The organism is Kitasatospora sp. NPDC030952 (assembly GCF_055571335.1).
In genome coordinates, this window is the sequence record NZ_JBVIFM010000031.1 from 70,243 (window position 1) to 85,607 (window position 15,365).

The window sequence follows — 15,365 nt, forward strand, 5'->3', positions numbered from 1 at the left end:
GTAGGGCGACGCCGGTCAGGCGGCCGAGGTGAGCGCTCGGGTGACGGCCTCGACCGCCGGGGTGGTACGTCCGGGAAGGCGCGCCACCAGGACCCGGCGGATCTCCGGCGGCGCGCCTTCGACGTGCAGCAGGCTCACCCCGGGCGGCAGCAATGGCGAGAGCCGGGACGGGACGGTCGTGACGCCGAACCCGCCGGCGACCAGGTGGAGTTTGGTCAGCCAGTCCCGGGCCGCGTGGGCGATGCGCGGCCGGGCGGGCAGGCCGGGCCAGACGCCGAGCAGCGGCTCGGCGGCCGATGACGGGGTGGCGATCCACGCGGCGTCGGCGAGTTCGTCGATGTGCACCGTCGTGCGGCCGGCGAACCGTCCGGTCGCCGGCGCCGCGATGACCAGCTCGGTGTCCGCGACGGTCTCGACGTGCAGGCGCGGTGACTCGCCGTCCAGGGGCCGGTGGGGCGGCCGGGAGGTGAGCACGGCGAGGTCGAGCGAGCCCGCGCGCAGCCTCCGGATCAGGGTGGGGGTGGTGCCCTCGCTGGTGGTCACCGTGAGCTGGGGGTCGGCCGCCGCGAGGTGGGCGAGCGCGGCGGGCAGGATCGCCGCGCCGGCGCTCAGGAACACCCCGAGACGTACCGGTGGCGTCCGGGGGTGGGCGCCGCTGAGGTCGCGTTCGGCCGCCGCGAAGGAGTCGAGGATCGCGTGGGCGTGTCGCAGCAGGGTCAGGCCCGCGGGGGTGAGCCGCACCCCGTCCGTGCGCCGTTCGAACAGGGCGGTACCGACGCTGCGTTCGAGGGAGGCGGCCTGTCGCGAGACCGCCGACTGGGTGTAGCCGAGCCGGCCGGCCGCCGCGGTGAAGCTGCCGGACTCGGCGATCTGTCGCAGGACCCGCAGTCCCGTGCTGGAGATGTCCATGCGTCCTACGCATACCAGGGATGAAGGATCGTCGCTTCCCGCATGCGCTCAGCGTTCTTAATGTCGATCCCGAGGGATACCGACGGATCGTGACGGTCCTGACGATCCAGACGGACACGGAGGTCATTCCCATGCGCGCAGCAGTTCTGACGCGGTTCGGCGCCCCGCTCACGGTGCGGGAGGTGCCCGATCCCGAGGCCGGCGGCGGCGAGGTGCTGGTCGAGGTCCTCGCCGCCGCGGTGGCCCCGTACGCGGGCGAGGTGTTCAGCGGGGCCCGGAAGTACCCGCTGGTCCCGCCCGTCGTCCCCGGGATCGGCGGCGTGGGGCGGGTCGTCCGGGTCGGCCCGGACGCCACCCGGCTGCGCCCCGGCGACCTGGTGTGGTGCGATTCGACGGTGCGCGCGCGGGACGACGCCCTGACGCCCGACATCACGCTCCAGGGCTGGAGTTCACGCGGCGAGGGCGGCGCGCGGCTCGCCCGGCACCTGCACGACGGATCGTTCGCCGAGCTGATGAGGGTCCCGACCGAGAACGTCCACCCGCTGCCCGCCGCGGCCGCCGACGACCCGGCCCGCTGGGCCGCCCTCGCCGTGCACGCCATCTCCTACGGCGGACTGCTGGCGGGCGAACTCGCCGCCGGCGAGACGCTGTTGGTCAGCGGGGCCACCGGCAACCTCGGCAGCAGCGCGGTCGCCGTCGCACTCGCCATGGGGGCCGGCCGCGTCGTCGCCCCGGGCCGCAACCGGGCCGTCCTCGACCTCCTCACCGACCGGTTCGGGCCGCGGGTGCGCCCCGTCGTGCTGACCGGCGAGGAGAGCACCGACCGTGCCGCCATGACGGCCGCGGCCGACGGCCCGATCGACCTGGTCATCGACCTGCTCCCGCCGAGCGCACCCAGTTCGGCCACCCGCGCGGCGGCCATGACCGTCCGCGAGTACGGCCGGGTCGTCCTGATGGGTGGCGTCGGCATGCTCGGCGGGGACGACCTGGCCCTCCCGTACCCGTGGATCATGCGCAACTCGGTCACCGTGCGCGGGCAGTGGATGTACCCGCGCACGGCGAACGTCGGCATCATCCGGCTGGTCGCCGCCGGCACCCTGGACCTCTGCCCCGAGCGGGTCCGGACCTTCGGCCTCGACGCCGTCAACGAGGCCGTCGCCCACGCCGCCGCCCACGGCGGCGCGTTCGACCGCACCGTCCTCACCCCGCCGTCCGGCTGACGGGGCCGCACCGTCCGCGTCCCGCCGTCCGGCTGACGGGGCCGCACCGTCCGCGTCCCGCCGTCCGGCTGACGGGGCCGCACCGTCCGCGTCCCGCCGTCCGGCTGACGGGGCCGCACCGTCCGCGTCCCGCCGTCGGGCTGACGGGGCCGCACCGCGCCTGGTCGCGCACCTGAGCCCGGGCGCCCGTGACCCCGGGTGACACCGTGACGGTCGGTGTGCGAGGCTGCTGGTCGCGCGCCATCGCGCGCGGGGACCGGGGGGTTCGGATGAGTCGTGGGGCGCCGTCGGGTACGCGCGGGCGGTGGGGGCGGCCGGCGGGGGTGCTGCTGGTCGTCGGCGGGCTGCTGACGGCTGCCGCGGCGCTGCGCCCCGACGGCGGATTGCTGGGGACGGCCGCGAGCGGGCCGGTGAGCAGCCTCGGGTTCGTGGTGCTGATCGGGCTGGGCTGGGCCGCGCTGGTGGGCAGGTTCGCGGTTCGCTTCCGCGAGGAGGTCCGCCACCTCGACGGGCCGACGCCCCGGGCCGATCGCCTGCGGGCGGCGGCCATGCGCCTGCTGCCGCTGGCCGCCGGCGCGGTGCCGGTGCTGCTGCTGGTCCTGAACCGCCGGGCCGACTCCGGGCCGCACGCACGGCCCCATCTCCCGGTGATGCCCTCCGTCCGGCCCGTTCTGCCGACCCCGTCGGGAGCGCCGCCGGCACCGCCCGAGCCGGCCGCGGGCCTGGGGACCGGTGTGCTGTTCACCGCCCTGCTCGTCCTGGCGGCCGCGGTCGCGCTGCTGGTCGCGGTCGTCCTCCTGCGCCGGCGGCGTCGGCTTCGAGACCGGCAGGCACCGGCGGTGCCGCCGGCCGCGGTCGGGTCGGCGAGCCCGGAGGCCGCCCTCGCCGAGGCCGTCGCCTCCGGTCGCAGGGCACTCGACGGAACGGACGCCCGGGCGGCGGTGATCGCCTGCTACGCGGCGATGGAGAGCTCGCTGGCCGACTCCGGTCTGCCCCGGCACGCCTGGGAGAGCCCGACGGAGCTGCTGCTGCGCGCGCTGTCCGACGAGCGGATCGACGCCGCCGGGGCGCGGGAGCTCACCGCGCTGTTCCGCGAGGCCCGGTATTCGAGCCACCCGATGGACGACGACCAGGTGCGCCGGGCCCGTACGGCCCTGGACGCCATCGCCGCCCGGTTCGCGGACACCGAGCCCCCGCTCGCGGACACCGAGCCCCCGCTCGCGGACGCGGCACAGACCCGGGGAGGGCACCGATGAGCGGCGCGGCGCCGCACGGCGACGGGACGGAGCGCGAACTCGCCCGCCCCGGCTCGGTGCGCCACAGCCTGATCGAGCTGGCCGTGCCCGCCGTCCTCGCCGAGGTCCTGTGCGCCCTGGTCGGCGGTTGGCCCGGGGCGGGGGCCGGCGCGGTCCTGCTGGCCGGCACCGGCCTCCTCCTCGCCCGCCGGGTGGCCGGGGCGGGGACCGAGACCTTCTCGCTGCGCCGCCGGCCGCGCCAGATGGAGGTGTACGAGCACGGCCTCGGTGACTGGCGCTGGACGGTCCGCCAGGGCCTCGACCCCCAGGGCGACGTCGCGCCGTTGCGCTCCCGGCTCCAACGGCTGTACGCGGTACGGCTCGCGGAGGTCCACGGCCTGAACCTGCCCGCCGACCGCGACCGGGCGGCCGAGCTCCTCGGCCCGCGGCTGTGGCCGTGGATCGACCCCCTGGCGCCCCCGCCGGCCCGGGTCTTCCCGGCGGAGGTCCTGCACGAGCTCGTCGACCGGCTCGACACCCTGTGACCTCCGACCGACGGCCTGACTCCCGTGCCGATCCACGGACGGGCCTCCGTGCCGGCTCCCGTACCGACCCCCACACCCAGCGACCGAATCGTTTCCGCAGGAGCGACATGTCCGACCTCTCCACCAGCCCCCGCCGCCCCGCCGACGCCCCGGGCACGCCGCCGGGGGAGGCGCCGGAGGCGGTACCGGCGGTCGCCCCCGCCGGCACGCCCCCGCTGACCCCGCAGCAGGCCGGGGAGCAGGCCCGTGCGGTGCTCGCGGAGATCGAACGGGCCGTCGTCGGCAAGCCCGAGGCGCTGCGGCTGGTCATGCTCGGCGCCCTCGCCGGCGGGCACGTCCTGATCGAGGACCTGCCCGGGCTCGGGAAGACCCTGCTGGCCCGCTCGTTCGCGACCACCCTCGGTCTGGACTTCCGCCGGATCCAGTTCACCCCCGACCTGCTGCCCTCCGACGTCACCGGAGCGCCCTTCTACGAGCGCAACACCGGCGAGATGGTGTTCCGGCCCGGCCCGCTGTTCACCCAGCTGCTGCTGGCCGACGAGATCAACCGGACCCCGCCCAAGACCCAGGCCGCCCTGCTGGAGGCGATGGCCGAGGGCCAGGTCTCCGTCGACGGCGCCACCCGCCGCCTGCCGGACCCCTTCCTGGTCATCGCCACCGCCAACCCGATCGAGTACGAGGGCACCTACTCCCTGCCCGAGGCCCAGCTCGACCGCTTCCTGCTGCGCGTGCGGATGGGCTACCTCCCCACCGCGACCGAGGCGGCGATGCTGCGCGCCCGGATCGACCGGGCGGCCCCCGAGCCGGTCCTGGAGACCGTGGTCGGCCCGGCGGAACTGCTCGCCATGCGGGCCGCGGTGGAACGGGTCGAGGTCGACGACGACCTGGTCGACTACGTCATCGCCCTCGTCGACGCCACCCGCAACGACCAGCAGATTCAGGTGGGCGCCTCGCCCCGAGGCGGCCTGGCGCTGATCCAACTGGCCCGCGCCCACGCCATGGTGGAGGGCCGCGACTACCTCACCCCCGAGGACGTCAAGGCGCTCGCCGGGCCCGCGCTGGCCCACCGCATCACGCTCAAGCCGGAACTGTGGGTGCGCCAGATCGAGGCGGACGACGTGCTGGCGCGGCTGGTCGCCTCCGTCCCGGCGCCGCAGACGCTGCCCCGCGCGGTGGCGCCGTGACCCCCGCCCCGGCCGCGGCCCCGCCCGTCGGCGGCACCGGCGGCACCGGCGGCGCTGAGGGGACTGTCGGCACCGACGGCACCGATCACACCGACCGCTTCGCCCACCGCGCCCGGGACCTGGCCGTCGCCCGCACCGTCCGGGCCAGCGCCGCCGGCCTGCCGGACAGCCCGCCCTCGCCGCACTGGCGGCCCGGTCAGCAGACCATGCGCCTGCTCACGGTGGCCACCGCCGCGGCCGTCGCCGCCCTGCTCACCGGTCACGCCTGGCTGCTCGCCCCGGGCGCCTTCGCCGCCGTGCTGCTCGCGCTGGCCGCTCCCGGAGCCGGCCGCCCCAGCAGGCTGTCCGCCGGGAGCACCGCCCATCCGCAGCGCTGCTTCGAGGGCGAGCCCGTCACCGTGCACGTCACCATCGAGCACGACGGCCGGATCGGCTCGCCCGAGCCCACCGTGTCGCTCGGCCCCGGCCTCGCCCTGGACGCCCTGACCGTCACCCCGACCGGCGTCGACCTCGTCCTCCACGCCGACAGCTGGGGCCGCCGTCACCTGGGCGTCGTGGACCTCGACGTGCCCGACGCCCGGGGCCTGGCCCGCCGGACCGTCCGCACCGACCTCGGCACCGTCGACGTCTTCCCCGTCCCCGATGCCGCCCGCCTGACCCCGATCCCGGTCCGGCTGCCCGAACGGATCGGCGAGCACACCACCGCTCACGAGGGCACCGGCGTCGAGGTCGTCGGCGTCCGTCCGCACGTGCCCGGCGAACGGCAGCGCCGGATCCACTGGCCGTCCACCACCCGCCGCGACGCCGTCCAGATCAACCAGTTCGCCGCCGAACGCGCCGTCGACGCGGTCGTCCTGCTCGACACCCTCGCCGACTACATCGACACCACCACCGGACGGCGCAGCCTGGACGAGACCCTGCGCGCCGCCACCGGCCTGACCCGCGCCTACCTGCGCCGACACGACCGGATCGGCCTCGTCGCGGTCGGCGGCCGCCTGCGCCAGCTCACCGCCGCCACCGGGGACCGCCAGTTCTACCGCATCGTGGAGAGCGTGCTGGAGGCCCGCCAGGACCGCCCCCGGCGCGGCCCCCTCCCGCCCCTGTCGCTTGCGGCCCTGCCCGGCCACGCCCTCGTCTACGCCTTCACACCCCTCGCCGACCAGCGCATCCTCGACGTCCTCGGCCAGATCCGCGAACGCGGCAACCCCCTCGTCGTGGTGGAGATCCCGGCCGGCGAGCCGACCGCCCGCCCCGACGACGAGACCGACGCCCTCGCCCTGCGTCTGTGGCGCGCCGAGCGCGAGGCGATGCGCGCCACCCTGCGCGGCCGGGGCATCCCGGTGGTCGCCCACACGCCCGGCGAAGCCCTGGACCTCGCCCTCGGGCCGCTGCTGCGCCGCCGCATCGTGGGAGGCGGGCGATGACCGACCCCTCGACGACCGCTCCGACGACCGCTCCGCCGCGCCCTGCGAAGCCGAGGCGGCCGGTCCGCAGCACCACCGCCCTCTCCCCGCGCCTCGAACGCGCCGCCCTGCGCGGCACCGGTACCGCCCTCGCCCTCGCCGCCGCGGGCACCGGCACCGGCACGCTCACCGACCGGCTGGGTCCGTTCCTCCTCCTGCCGATCGCCGCCGGCGCCCTGTGGGCCGCCGTACCCGCAGCGGACGGCCCGACGTCGACGAGGTGGCTCGCCCACCTGTCCGCGACCCGCACCACCGTCCTGGCCGCCGGATCCGTCCCGCTCGCCGCCCTCGGCGAACCGACCTGGTGGCGGGCGCTCGCAGTCACCGTCCTGCTCGCCGGGTATCTGCTGCTGCTCGACGCGCTCGGCCCCCACCGCCCGACCATCCGCCCCACCACCGCGGCCGCCGCCCTCGCCGCCTCGCTGCTCGTCCTGCCCCCGGCCCTCGCCCCCACCGCGGCCGGCGAGTGGTCCCGCCCCCTCGCCGTCCTGGGCCTGGCCGCAGCCGCCCTCGGCGTGGCCCTCGCCCTGCGCCCGGAGCGCACACCGCCCCAGCCGCCGCCGGACGGACAACCGGACGACACCCGCCCGGCCGCCACCTGAGGGCCCGCGCCCCGGCCACCGACGGTCCCGGCACTGACTGTCCCGCCACCGACCGTTCGGCGGCCCCGTTCTCGAGGACGGCAAGGATGACAAGGACGACAAGGACGACAAGGACGACAAGACCGAGGGCCCGTCCGGTCGGACGGGCCCTCGGTCATCGGGATCAGCACAGGACGCAGAGGTCCTTCGGATCAGCGCAGGACGCCGAGGTCCTTCGGGTCGGTGACGCCGTTGAAGGTCAGCAGGTGCCGGTCGGCGGTGACGGCGTAAAGGTCGGGCCGCCCGTCACCGTTGCCGTCGCCCACGCTGCCGAGCGTGGGGTACTCGGCGACCGGGAAGGTGCCGATCACCGTGCCCGCCGCAGGGTCGGCCAGCGAGGTGAAGTCGTACTTGCCGTCTGCGCCCTTGGCGATCGGGTAGGTCCGCAGCTCGCCGGTGGCCTGGTTACGGGACCAGAGCGCGAGCGAGCCGTCGGCCGCCTTGCCCGGGGCGATCAGGTCGTAGCCGGTCCAGGCGCCCGTGGTGGAGATCCTCACGAAGGTGTTGTAGTCGTACAGCGGAGCCGGGTCGGTGGAGAGCCAGAGATCGCCGTCCTCCACCGTGAGGATCGAGGTCCGCTGGTCCGTTCCGAGCGCGCCCACGGGCACCAGCTGAGTGGCCTTCGACCAGTCGGGGGTGAAGCCCGCCGGGACCGGCGGCGGGTTGAACGGGTCCATGTCCCGCCCGAACGAGATCACGCCACGGGCGAAGGCGCCCATGTCGAAGTTGCGGTAGAGGGACATGCCCGCACCGCCCGGCCGGTGGGCCATCAGGTCGTCCACCGGCGCGTGCGCCTGGTCCCAGCCGCGGTGCAGCAGTTGTACGCCGTTCCACCCCGCGCCGCCCGGCGCGCGAACGGCGGCGACCGTCGACGTCGGCACGGTGCTGGTGGCGTCCGCGCTGATGATCTGGAGGTTGCCGGCGGCGTCGGGCAGCAGGATGTCCGGCACGCCGTCGCCGTTGACGTCGCCCGGGGTGGACGGCGGGTTCGGGTTCGAGGGCGCGTAGAAGGTGTAGGTGACCGGCGGGGTGGTGTTGCCCGCGTTGTCGACGGCCTGCACGGTGAGGACGTTGGTGCCCCACTGGGTCGGCTTAAGCTGGAAGGTCGCGGTGCCGTCGGCGCCGGCCGTCACGGTGCCCGCGCCCTGGCACGGTGCGCCGGCGCTCAGCGTGCCGTTCAGGACGTACTGGTAGCAGGCGACGCCCGAGCCCTGGTCGGTGCCCTTGACGGTGAAGGTTCCGGTCTGGCCGGCGTACTTCGACGGGGTCGCCCCGCCGGCGGACGCCGGGAAGTCGGCGGACTCGACGGTGAACTGCGGGGCTGTGGCGTCGATCCCGAAGTGGCAGGCCGCGGTCGGCTTCCCGCCGCCCGGGCCGTAGTCGGGCCAGACCTGCCAGGAGTAGCCGGCGCCCTCGGCGAGGCCCGTGGGTCGGACCTGGACGGTGCCGTCGGCAGCCGTCTGCGCGGTCTGGTCGAAGACCTTGGCGCCGGCCGCGTTCCACACCTTGAAGCGCGCCCCGGGCGCGGTGGTGCGCGCGGTGAGCGCGGGCTCGGTGGTGGTGATCCAGCCCGGCGTCGTGGTGCTGTCGCAGGCGTCGGTGGACGCCCCGGCGGCGAGCGAGCGCGGGCTCGGGGCGGCCTTGGGGTCGGTCACGGCCGTCTGCCCGTTCTCGGCCGTGGCCGTGGGCGCGCCGATGGTCATCAGGACGACGGCGGCGGCACCGAGCGTGGCGGCCAGGCGCCCGCTGATGGTGGTTGACATGCGGTTTCCCCCTCTTCGATCATGTTCGATCGTGTGGCGGGAGCACTTTGTCAGCAGGCCGACCAGGCGTCAATCGCATTTGGACCTCCCGGCAGTCTTGGCCGCTGCTTCCGCTGCCTCCTCCATCGTCTCCGTGGCTTCCGTCGCCTCCGCGTCGGTGATGCGGCCGCGCAGCATCGCGTCCATGACCGCCATGTATCGCTGGGTGCGAGGGCCGCCGAGGAGGAAGGGGTTCGCGGCGCCGGGCGGTTGGTGCCGGAGCTGTTCGGCTCGTTCGAGGCCGTGGTCGTTCGGGTGGTTGGAGAGTTCGACTTCCACGTTCGCCCGGCGCATGACGGCCCGGAAGGAGTGGACGGACGCGAGGAAGGTGCGGAGTTCCGCCACCGTCGAGGGCGGGTTGAGGCCGCCCCAGAGCATCGCGCTGTGGTGTCGGCGGTCCGCGCGGACCGGGATGACCGGCGATACGGTGCCGGGAGTGTGGCCCGGGGTGTGGTGCAGTTCGATCGTGGTGCCGCCGAGCGTGAGCTGCGTGCCGTCCGCGATGTCGAGGTCGCGGACGGGGGCGTCGGCGGGGCGGGTGCGGGCGAGGAGGTCCCAGTCGGCCGGGGACATGTGTACCCGGGCGCCGTAGCGGTCGGCGAGGGTCTGCGCGCCGCCGAAGTGGTCCGCGTGGCCGTGGGTCACGACGACGTGCCGGATCGCCGCCGGGTCGGCGCCGACCGCCCGCAGTCCGGGGACGATGACGCCCTCGGCATCGGCGGGCGAGGTGAGCGCGTCGATCAGCACGATGCCGTCGTCGGTCAGCACCGCCATCGCCGAGACCCAGCCCACGCTCAGCAGCACGAGGTTGTCGAACAGCTTGACGGGCGCGGGCGCGGGCAGCCGGGGCAGGGCGGAACCGGGTGTCAGCGCCGTCACCAGGGCCCCCAGCACGGGGTCGTCACCGGCCAGGCGGCGGGCGCGGTCGTAGTGGGCGCGGGAGGCGGACGGTGTCCTCGCCGAATCGGGGGCGGCGGCCGAGGCCGGCCCGGCCAGGGCGCCCGGCCCGGCTCCGGCGGTGAGACCGAGGACGGCGAGCTGGGCGAGGCGGCGCCGGGTGAAGTCGGCGTCCGTGGCGGTCCGGCGGGTGGGGCGGATCATTCCGGTCGGGGCTCCTGGTCGATCGGGCGGTTGGGCGATCGGCGGTCGGTCGGTCGGTCGGTCGGTTGGTCGGTCGGTTGGTCGGTCGGGGAGGCTCAGCCGAGGGTGTTGACGACGGTCTTCGTGGCCTGGGCGAGCAGGGCGTCGTCGGACTTGGCGTCCGCCTTGCCGCGGTCGGACAGGAGGACGATCACGATCGGGCTGCGCCCGCCGCCCGGCCACGCCACGGCGACGTCGTTGCGGGTGCCGTAGCCCGCGTTGCCGGTCTTGTCGCCGATCTTCCAATCGGCGGGCACACCCGCGCGGATGTACGGCCCGCCGGTCGTGTTGCCGACCAGCCAGTCCGTCAGCAGCCCGCGCCGGTCCTCCGCGAGGACGTCGCCGAGCACGTAGCGGCGCAGGTCGGTGGCCAGGGCGTGCGGTGTGCTGGTGTCGCGGGTGTCGCCCGGGGTCGCCTCGTTGAGGGTGGGTTCGGTGCGGTCGACGCTGGTGGTCGAGTCGCCCAGGTCGCGCAGGGACTGCTGGACGGCCGCCGGGCCGCCGAGTCGGGCGGTGACCAGGTTGGCCGCGGTGTTGTCGCTGTACTGGATGGAGGCGGCGGCCAGGTCCCGCAGCGTCATGCCGGTGGCCACGTGCTGGGAGGTGATCGGTGCCCACGCCAGCACGTCCTCCTGGCGGTAGGGGACGACCTTGTCCAGGTCAGCGTCGGATGCCTTGTGCAGCAGGTAGCCGGCGGCGAGCGACTTGATCGTGGACGCGAACGCGAACCGCTCGTCGGCTCGGTGGGTGACCTCCCGGCCGCTACCGGTGTCCACGGCGAACACGCCGAGCCGGGCACCGAACTGCTGCTCCAGTGCCGCGAAGGAGGCGTCCGCCGAGTCGGTCGCGGGAGCCGTCGAGGCCGCTGTTGCCGCTGTCGCCGCGGCCGTGCCGGTCGCCGGCGCCGTCGAGGCGCTGCCCGCTCGGCCGCACCCGCCGATCAGCGCGGCCACCAGCAGGGCCACGGCGGGCAGCGCGGTGCGGGGTCGGTGCAGGTCGGGCGTCATCGGTGGTCTCCCAGGTGGTCGGTGCGGTCGTGTGCGGTGCGGTGCCGTCGTGTGCGGTGCGGTCGTGTTCGTGCCGTCGGGTTCGTGTCGGCGTGGTCGCGCCGTCGCGCTCAGCTAAACAGGCCGCCGCCTCCCCAGTCCAAGACCTCAATCGTGAAGTGGGTGATAAGAAAACACCTATGATTGCTGCCCATGGACCTGCTGGGGCACCTCCGCCACTTCCGCGCCGTCGCCGAGGAACGGCACTTCGGCCGCGCTGCCGAGCGCCTGAGGATCGCCCAGCCCTCGCTCTCCCAACGGATCCAGCGCCTCGAACGCGAACTCGGGGTGACCCTGTTCGACCGCGGCCCGCGCGGAGTCGACCTCACCCCGGCGGGCCGGCTGCTGCTCGCCGAGGCGGAGGAGACGCTGGACAGCGCGGCCCGGCTCCTCGCCACCGCCGCCGACCTGCGCACCGGACGGGCCGGCACCCTGCGCGCGGCCGTCCCGCCCGAGCTCGGGCCGGCCGCCCTGGCCGCGCTGCTCACCGGCTTCGAGACCGCCTCCCCGGGCACCCGGCTCGAACTGCGGGAGTTGCCGGTCGCGACCGTGGTGCGCGAACTCGCCCAGCACACCGTCGACGTCGCCGTCGTCCGCCACCCCTGCCCGGCCGACGGACTGGCCTTCGGCCCCGTCCTGCACCAGCCGCTCGGCGTCCTGCTCGCCGCCCGCAGCCCGTACGCCGACAGCCCGGAGCTAACGGTGGCCGAACTGACCGGGCTGCGCCTGGTCCTCCCCCCGCGCGCCAACGCCCCGGCCCTGTACGACGAGGTGCTCACCGCGCTGACCAGGCACGGCTGCACCCCCGAGGCCGTCGTCGATCCGCCGGGACCGGACGTCGCGGGCGCGCTCGTGCTCACCGGCAGCGCCGTCGCCCTGGTGCCGCGCACCGCGCCACCGCCGGGTACAGTCTGGCGTCCGCTCACCGGCACCCCGCTGGCCTGGCGGACCTCCACGGCCTGGCCGGCCGGGCGGGGCGGGCCCGCGGTCAGGCTGTTCGCGGAGGCCGCCCACGCGGCGCTGACCGGACCGGGCGGCCTGCTGCCCCAGCCGCCCAACCGCCCGCTCTACCCCCGGCCCGCAATGGAGTTCCCGCTGTGACCAGCGACCGCACGAGAGCCGACCGCACGCGAGCCGACGGCACGAGAGCCGACCGTACGGCCAACGACCGTACGGCCAACGACCGCACGCGAGCCGACCGTACGGCTGCTGCCCGGACCCCGCACGGCCGGGCCGCGCGCACCCGCATCGCCGCGGCCTTCGCCGACGCGGGCGTCACCGGCCGGCTGCACGCGCGCGACCTCGACACCGGGGCCGAGATCGACCTCGGCGCCGACACCGCCGTCAGCACCGCCAGCGTCCACAAGGTCTGCCTGCTCGTGACGCTGTACCGCGAGGCCGCCGCCGGACGGATCGACCTGACCCGGCAGGTCGACGTCCCCGCCACCGGCCGCACCCCCGGGGGGACCGGCCTCGCCGCCATGCTCGACGCCGCCCGCCTCTCCCTGCGCGACCTCGCCTACCTCACCGTGGCCGTCAGCGACAACACCGCCGCCGACGTCCTGTGGGACGAGATCGGTCTCGACACCGTCAACCGGACCATGGCGGACCTCGGCCTGAGCCGCACCGTCGCCGTCCACAAGCTCCGCGACCTCATCGCCGCCCTCGCCGAGGACACCGGCCCGGACTCCCCGGTGGACCCGGCCGTGGTCGCCCGCCTCAGGGTTCTCGACCCCGCCTTCACCAACCACAGCACCCCCCGCGACATGACCACCCTGCTCGCCGCCCTCTGGCACGGCGACGCCTGCCCCGGCGAGCACGGCGCCGCCCTGCGACGCCTCCTCGGCCTCCAGGTCTGGCCGCACCGCCTGGCCTCCGGCTTCCCCTTCGACGACGTCCGCGTCCACGGCAAGACCGGCACCCTCCCCACGCTGCGCCACGAGGTCGGCGTCGTCGAGTACCCCGACGGCGGCCGCTACGCCGTCGCCGTCTTCACCCGGGCCGCCGCCACCACCATCACCCTGCCCGCCGCCGACGCCGCCATCGGAACCACCGCCCGCCTAGCCGTCGACGCCCTCCGGGCACAGGCGGCAGCGGCCGGGAGGGGCTGAGCGGGCCGGACAGGACCGAGGCGGTTCCGTTTGGATCATCAGGCGGGCCAGGGGAAGACGCCTGCGATGTGGAGTCGGGCCGGGTGGATGGTGGCGGTCTTCTCGTAGCGGGTGGCGATGCCTCGGCGCGGTGGGTCCAGCCGACCGCGCCGGAATGCTTCGTCCACACCCTGCCACCGGCCACCTGCACGAAAGTGCCACAGGAGACCGCCGCAGGGCACCCGCGCTCTGCCCTCAAGTACCTTCCGCCGCGCCCCGGCCATTGGGTTGAATGGAACGTTACCGACGATCCCAGGAGGGGCGGAGCCCGATGCGTGAGCGGGAGAACGAGAAGGCCACCGGGGCCAAGGCCGGCCGGGAGGCGAGGCACGCGCCCGCCACGGCCGGGCACCCACGGCCCAGGCTCCTCGCCCTCCAGGGCACCGTGGGCAACGCGGCGGTCGTCCAGATGCTTCGCCGGGCCGGCCACGGACTGGACGAGGAGGAGCACCGGCACGGGGACGGCTGCGGCCACGGGGGCTTCAAGGACCCCGCCGTCCAGCGTGCTGCGGCCGCCGCCGTCCAGCGCTCCTCCGTCCACGACGTCCTGCGCAGCCCCGGCCGGCCCTTGGACCAGGCCACCCGTACGGACATGGAGTCCCGCCTCGGCGCCGACTTCTCCGACGTACGCATCCACACCGGCAGCGCCGCGAACGCCTCCGCCGCCGAGGTCGGCGCGCGTGCCTACACCTCCGGCAACCACGTCGTCATCGCCGCGGGCGGGGGCGACGCGCACACCCTCGCCCACGAGCTCACCCACGTCATCCAGCAGCGCCAGGGGCCGGTCAGCGGTACCGACCACGGCAACGGGCTGAAGGTCTCCGACCCCTCCGACCGCTTCGAGCGCGAGGCCGAGGCCAACGCCCGCGCGGTGATGAGCCGTCCGGCCCCCCGGGCGACCTCCGGCCCGCAGCGTTCGGACGGGCCCGAGACCGGGACGGCCGGTGCGGCAAAGGAGCCTGTGCAGCGCACCCTCGCGGCGGGCCTCCCGAAGGAGACCCAGGTCGTCAAGCACACGGACGAGGGGGACATCGAGGGGCATAAGATCCTCGGTTTCTCCTTCGGGTCCTATCTGATCTCCGCGGGCGAGGACGGCAAGAAGCCCCGGGCGTCCCTCAAGGACAAGTCGTGGGGGACGGTCGAAGGGCGGGAGGCGTCCCGCGCGGAGTATGAAGCGGCTCGCGCCGCCGAGTTGGACCCGGCGGTCCTCGCGGCCAAGCAGAAGCAGAAGGACCTCGACCTCGGCGAGAACTACCTCAGTGCCGACTACCGCCGGATCAACCCGCTCCTCGCGGCCCTCGGGCAGGTCGGCTTCGCCCCCGGCGAGATCGCCGCCCCCGGCTTCTCCTACAAGTCGAAGGAGAGGGAGGTGCTCGACGCGTGGCGCAGTATCGCCGTGGCGCGGGGGTACGCGGACGAGCAGAGTACAGAGGCGTGGGACGAGAAGCACCTCGCGGACACCTTCGACATCTTCGCCCGGATCAACGGCGTGTGGGACGACTTCGCGACGCCCCGCGCGAACGAGGAAGGCAACGTGATGCGGGGCGACAGCAAGCACATGTTCGAGTCGTTCGGCGGCATCCTCAAGCAGCAGGAGAACCACCCGGACGGTGGCTACGTCTCGGTCGACCAGACCATCGAGTGGCCGGCGATCCTGTCGACCACGTACGGCGATCCATTGACCCACACGTACGTGGCCGGCAAGGAGATCGTCTGGGAGTTCGGCCTCCCGGAGGACCACCGGGGAAGGGCGCTCGGCAGGAACAACCAGTCCGAGGAGGAGATGACCTTCCCCATCGGCACCGAGATCCACATCCGCCAGATCCTCGTGCGGAGCGGCGATTTCCGGCAGGAGAAGTCGGCGAAATACGGCGAGAGCGCGTCCGTGATCGTCTTCGCCGACATCCTGGCGGGCCAGGGACCGACTCGAGGGGACTAGGGTGCGTATTTGGTCGTGATCAAGCGGCTCTGGTGAGGTCCTTGCTCCAGATCATCGCGCCACGAAGGTGGAGGCCGGCGAGGTAGCTCTC

14 protein-coding genes are annotated in these 15,365 nt (G+C 74.9%); 9 read left to right on the forward strand and 5 right to left on the reverse strand.

The window, feature by feature from the left end:
• Positions 1–15: 15 nt before the first annotated feature.
• The gene (locus ACZ47G_RS35630; protein WP_465749966.1) at positions 16–909 is read right to left on the reverse strand and encodes a LysR family transcriptional regulator; all 894 of its coding nucleotides are present in this window, start codon (positions 907–909) and stop codon (positions 16–18) included.
• Positions 910–1,040: 131 nt separating this feature from the next.
• On the opposite strand from ACZ47G_RS35630, the gene ACZ47G_RS35635 reads away from it, so the two are divergent.
• The 6 genes from ACZ47G_RS35635 to ACZ47G_RS35660 all read left to right on the forward strand — a co-directional run bounded on the left by ACZ47G_RS35635 (position 1,041) and on the right by ACZ47G_RS35660 (position 7,158).
• Positions 1,041–2,129, forward strand: a complete 1,089-nt coding sequence (locus ACZ47G_RS35635) for an alcohol dehydrogenase catalytic domain-containing protein (protein ID WP_465749968.1) — start codon at positions 1,041–1,043, stop codon at positions 2,127–2,129.
• A gap of 323 nt (positions 2,130–2,452) precedes the next feature.
• Complete coding sequence (locus tag ACZ47G_RS35640) at positions 2,453–3,385, forward strand: DUF4129 domain-containing protein (protein WP_465749970.1); 933 nt, start codon at positions 2,453–2,455, stop codon at positions 3,383–3,385.
• Positions 3,382–3,909 carry a hypothetical protein gene (locus ACZ47G_RS35645; protein WP_465749972.1) on the forward strand — a complete coding sequence of 176 codons (528 nt, stop codon included), beginning with the start codon at positions 3,382–3,384 and terminating at the stop codon, positions 3,907–3,909. Before ACZ47G_RS35640 ends, ACZ47G_RS35645 begins: the two co-directional genes overlap by 4 nt.
• Positions 3,910–4,016: 107 nt before the next feature.
• Positions 4,017–5,093: an AAA family ATPase gene (locus ACZ47G_RS35650; protein WP_465749974.1), complete on the forward strand. Its 1,077-nt coding sequence runs from the start codon at positions 4,017–4,019 to the stop codon at positions 5,091–5,093.
• Entirely contained in the window at positions 5,090–6,517 is a 1,428-nt protein-coding gene (locus ACZ47G_RS35655) for a DUF58 domain-containing protein (RefSeq protein WP_465749976.1), read from the forward strand. Before ACZ47G_RS35650 ends, ACZ47G_RS35655 begins: the two co-directional genes overlap by 4 nt.
• Positions 6,514–7,158, forward strand: a complete 645-nt coding sequence (locus tag ACZ47G_RS35660; RefSeq protein WP_465749978.1) for a hypothetical protein — start codon at positions 6,514–6,516, stop codon at positions 7,156–7,158. The genes ACZ47G_RS35655 and ACZ47G_RS35660 overlap by 4 nt, the downstream gene beginning before the upstream one ends.
• A 191-nt stretch (positions 7,159–7,349) precedes the next feature.
• Here ACZ47G_RS35660 and ACZ47G_RS35665 read toward each other — a convergent pair whose 3' ends face one another.
• From ACZ47G_RS35665 to bla, 3 genes are all read right to left on the reverse strand, one after another.
• Positions 7,350–8,960 (reverse strand): Ig-like domain-containing protein, encoded by a 1,611-nt coding sequence (locus ACZ47G_RS35665; RefSeq protein ID WP_465749980.1) that lies wholly within the window; start codon positions 8,958–8,960, stop codon positions 7,350–7,352.
• 69 nt (positions 8,961–9,029) lie between these two features.
• Positions 9,030–10,100, reverse strand: coding sequence for an MBL fold metallo-hydrolase (locus tag ACZ47G_RS35670; protein ID WP_465749982.1), 1,071 nt, complete (start codon positions 10,098–10,100; stop codon positions 9,030–9,032).
• Positions 10,101–10,195: 95 nt separating this feature from the next.
• Positions 10,196–11,146 carry a class A beta-lactamase gene (bla, locus tag ACZ47G_RS35675; RefSeq protein ID WP_465749984.1) on the reverse strand — a complete coding sequence of 317 codons (951 nt, stop codon included), beginning with the start codon at positions 11,144–11,146 and terminating at the stop codon, positions 10,196–10,198.
• 192 nt (positions 11,147–11,338) lie between these two features.
• Between bla and ACZ47G_RS35680 the strand changes: the two genes are divergently transcribed.
• Positions 11,339–12,286: a LysR family transcriptional regulator gene (locus ACZ47G_RS35680; RefSeq protein ID WP_465749986.1), complete on the forward strand. Its 948-nt coding sequence runs from the start codon at positions 11,339–11,341 to the stop codon at positions 12,284–12,286.
• Positions 12,287–12,432: 146 nt separating this feature from the next.
• On the forward strand, positions 12,433–13,296 hold the full coding sequence (locus tag ACZ47G_RS35685; RefSeq protein WP_465750002.1) for a serine hydrolase: 864 nt from the start codon (positions 12,433–12,435) through the stop codon (positions 13,294–13,296).
• A gap of 38 nt (positions 13,297–13,334) precedes the next feature.
• Here the strand turns inward: ACZ47G_RS35685 and ACZ47G_RS35690 are convergent, their stop codons facing one another.
• Entirely contained in the window at positions 13,335–13,463 is a 129-nt protein-coding gene (locus ACZ47G_RS35690) for a hypothetical protein (RefSeq protein WP_465749988.1), read from the reverse strand.
• Between the two features lie 143 nt (positions 13,464–13,606).
• On the opposite strand from ACZ47G_RS35690, the gene ACZ47G_RS35695 reads away from it, so the two are divergent.
• Positions 13,607–15,274 carry an eCIS core domain-containing protein gene (locus ACZ47G_RS35695; protein WP_465749990.1) on the forward strand — a complete coding sequence of 556 codons (1,668 nt, stop codon included), beginning with the start codon at positions 13,607–13,609 and terminating at the stop codon, positions 15,272–15,274.
• The last annotated feature ends 91 nt before the right edge of the window (positions 15,275–15,365 follow it).

Coding starts and splice junctions, on each gene's coding strand:
- bla (WP_465749984.1), bottom strand. CDS start 11,146: ATGACGCCCGACCTGCACCGACCCCGCACCGCGCTGCCCGCCGTGGCC.
- ACZ47G_RS35660 (WP_465749978.1), top strand. CDS start 6,514: ATGACCGACCCCTCGACGACCGCTCCGACGACCGCTCCGCCGCGCCCT.
- ACZ47G_RS35695 (WP_465749990.1), top strand. CDS start 13,607: ATGCGTGAGCGGGAGAACGAGAAGGCCACCGGGGCCAAGGCCGGCCGG.
- ACZ47G_RS35645 (WP_465749972.1), top strand. CDS start 3,382: ATGAGCGGCGCGGCGCCGCACGGCGACGGGACGGAGCGCGAACTCGCC.
- ACZ47G_RS35650 (WP_465749974.1), top strand. CDS start 4,017: ATGTCCGACCTCTCCACCAGCCCCCGCCGCCCCGCCGACGCCCCGGGC.
- ACZ47G_RS35665 (WP_465749980.1), bottom strand. CDS start 8,960: ATGTCAACCACCATCAGCGGGCGCCTGGCCGCCACGCTCGGTGCCGCC.
- ACZ47G_RS35680 (WP_465749986.1), top strand. CDS start 11,339: ATGGACCTGCTGGGGCACCTCCGCCACTTCCGCGCCGTCGCCGAGGAA.
- ACZ47G_RS35635 (WP_465749968.1), top strand. CDS start 1,041: ATGCGCGCAGCAGTTCTGACGCGGTTCGGCGCCCCGCTCACGGTGCGG.
- ACZ47G_RS35670 (WP_465749982.1), bottom strand. CDS start 10,100: ATGATCCGCCCCACCCGCCGGACCGCCACGGACGCCGACTTCACCCGG.
- ACZ47G_RS35630 (WP_465749966.1), bottom strand. CDS start 909: ATGGACATCTCCAGCACGGGACTGCGGGTCCTGCGACAGATCGCCGAG.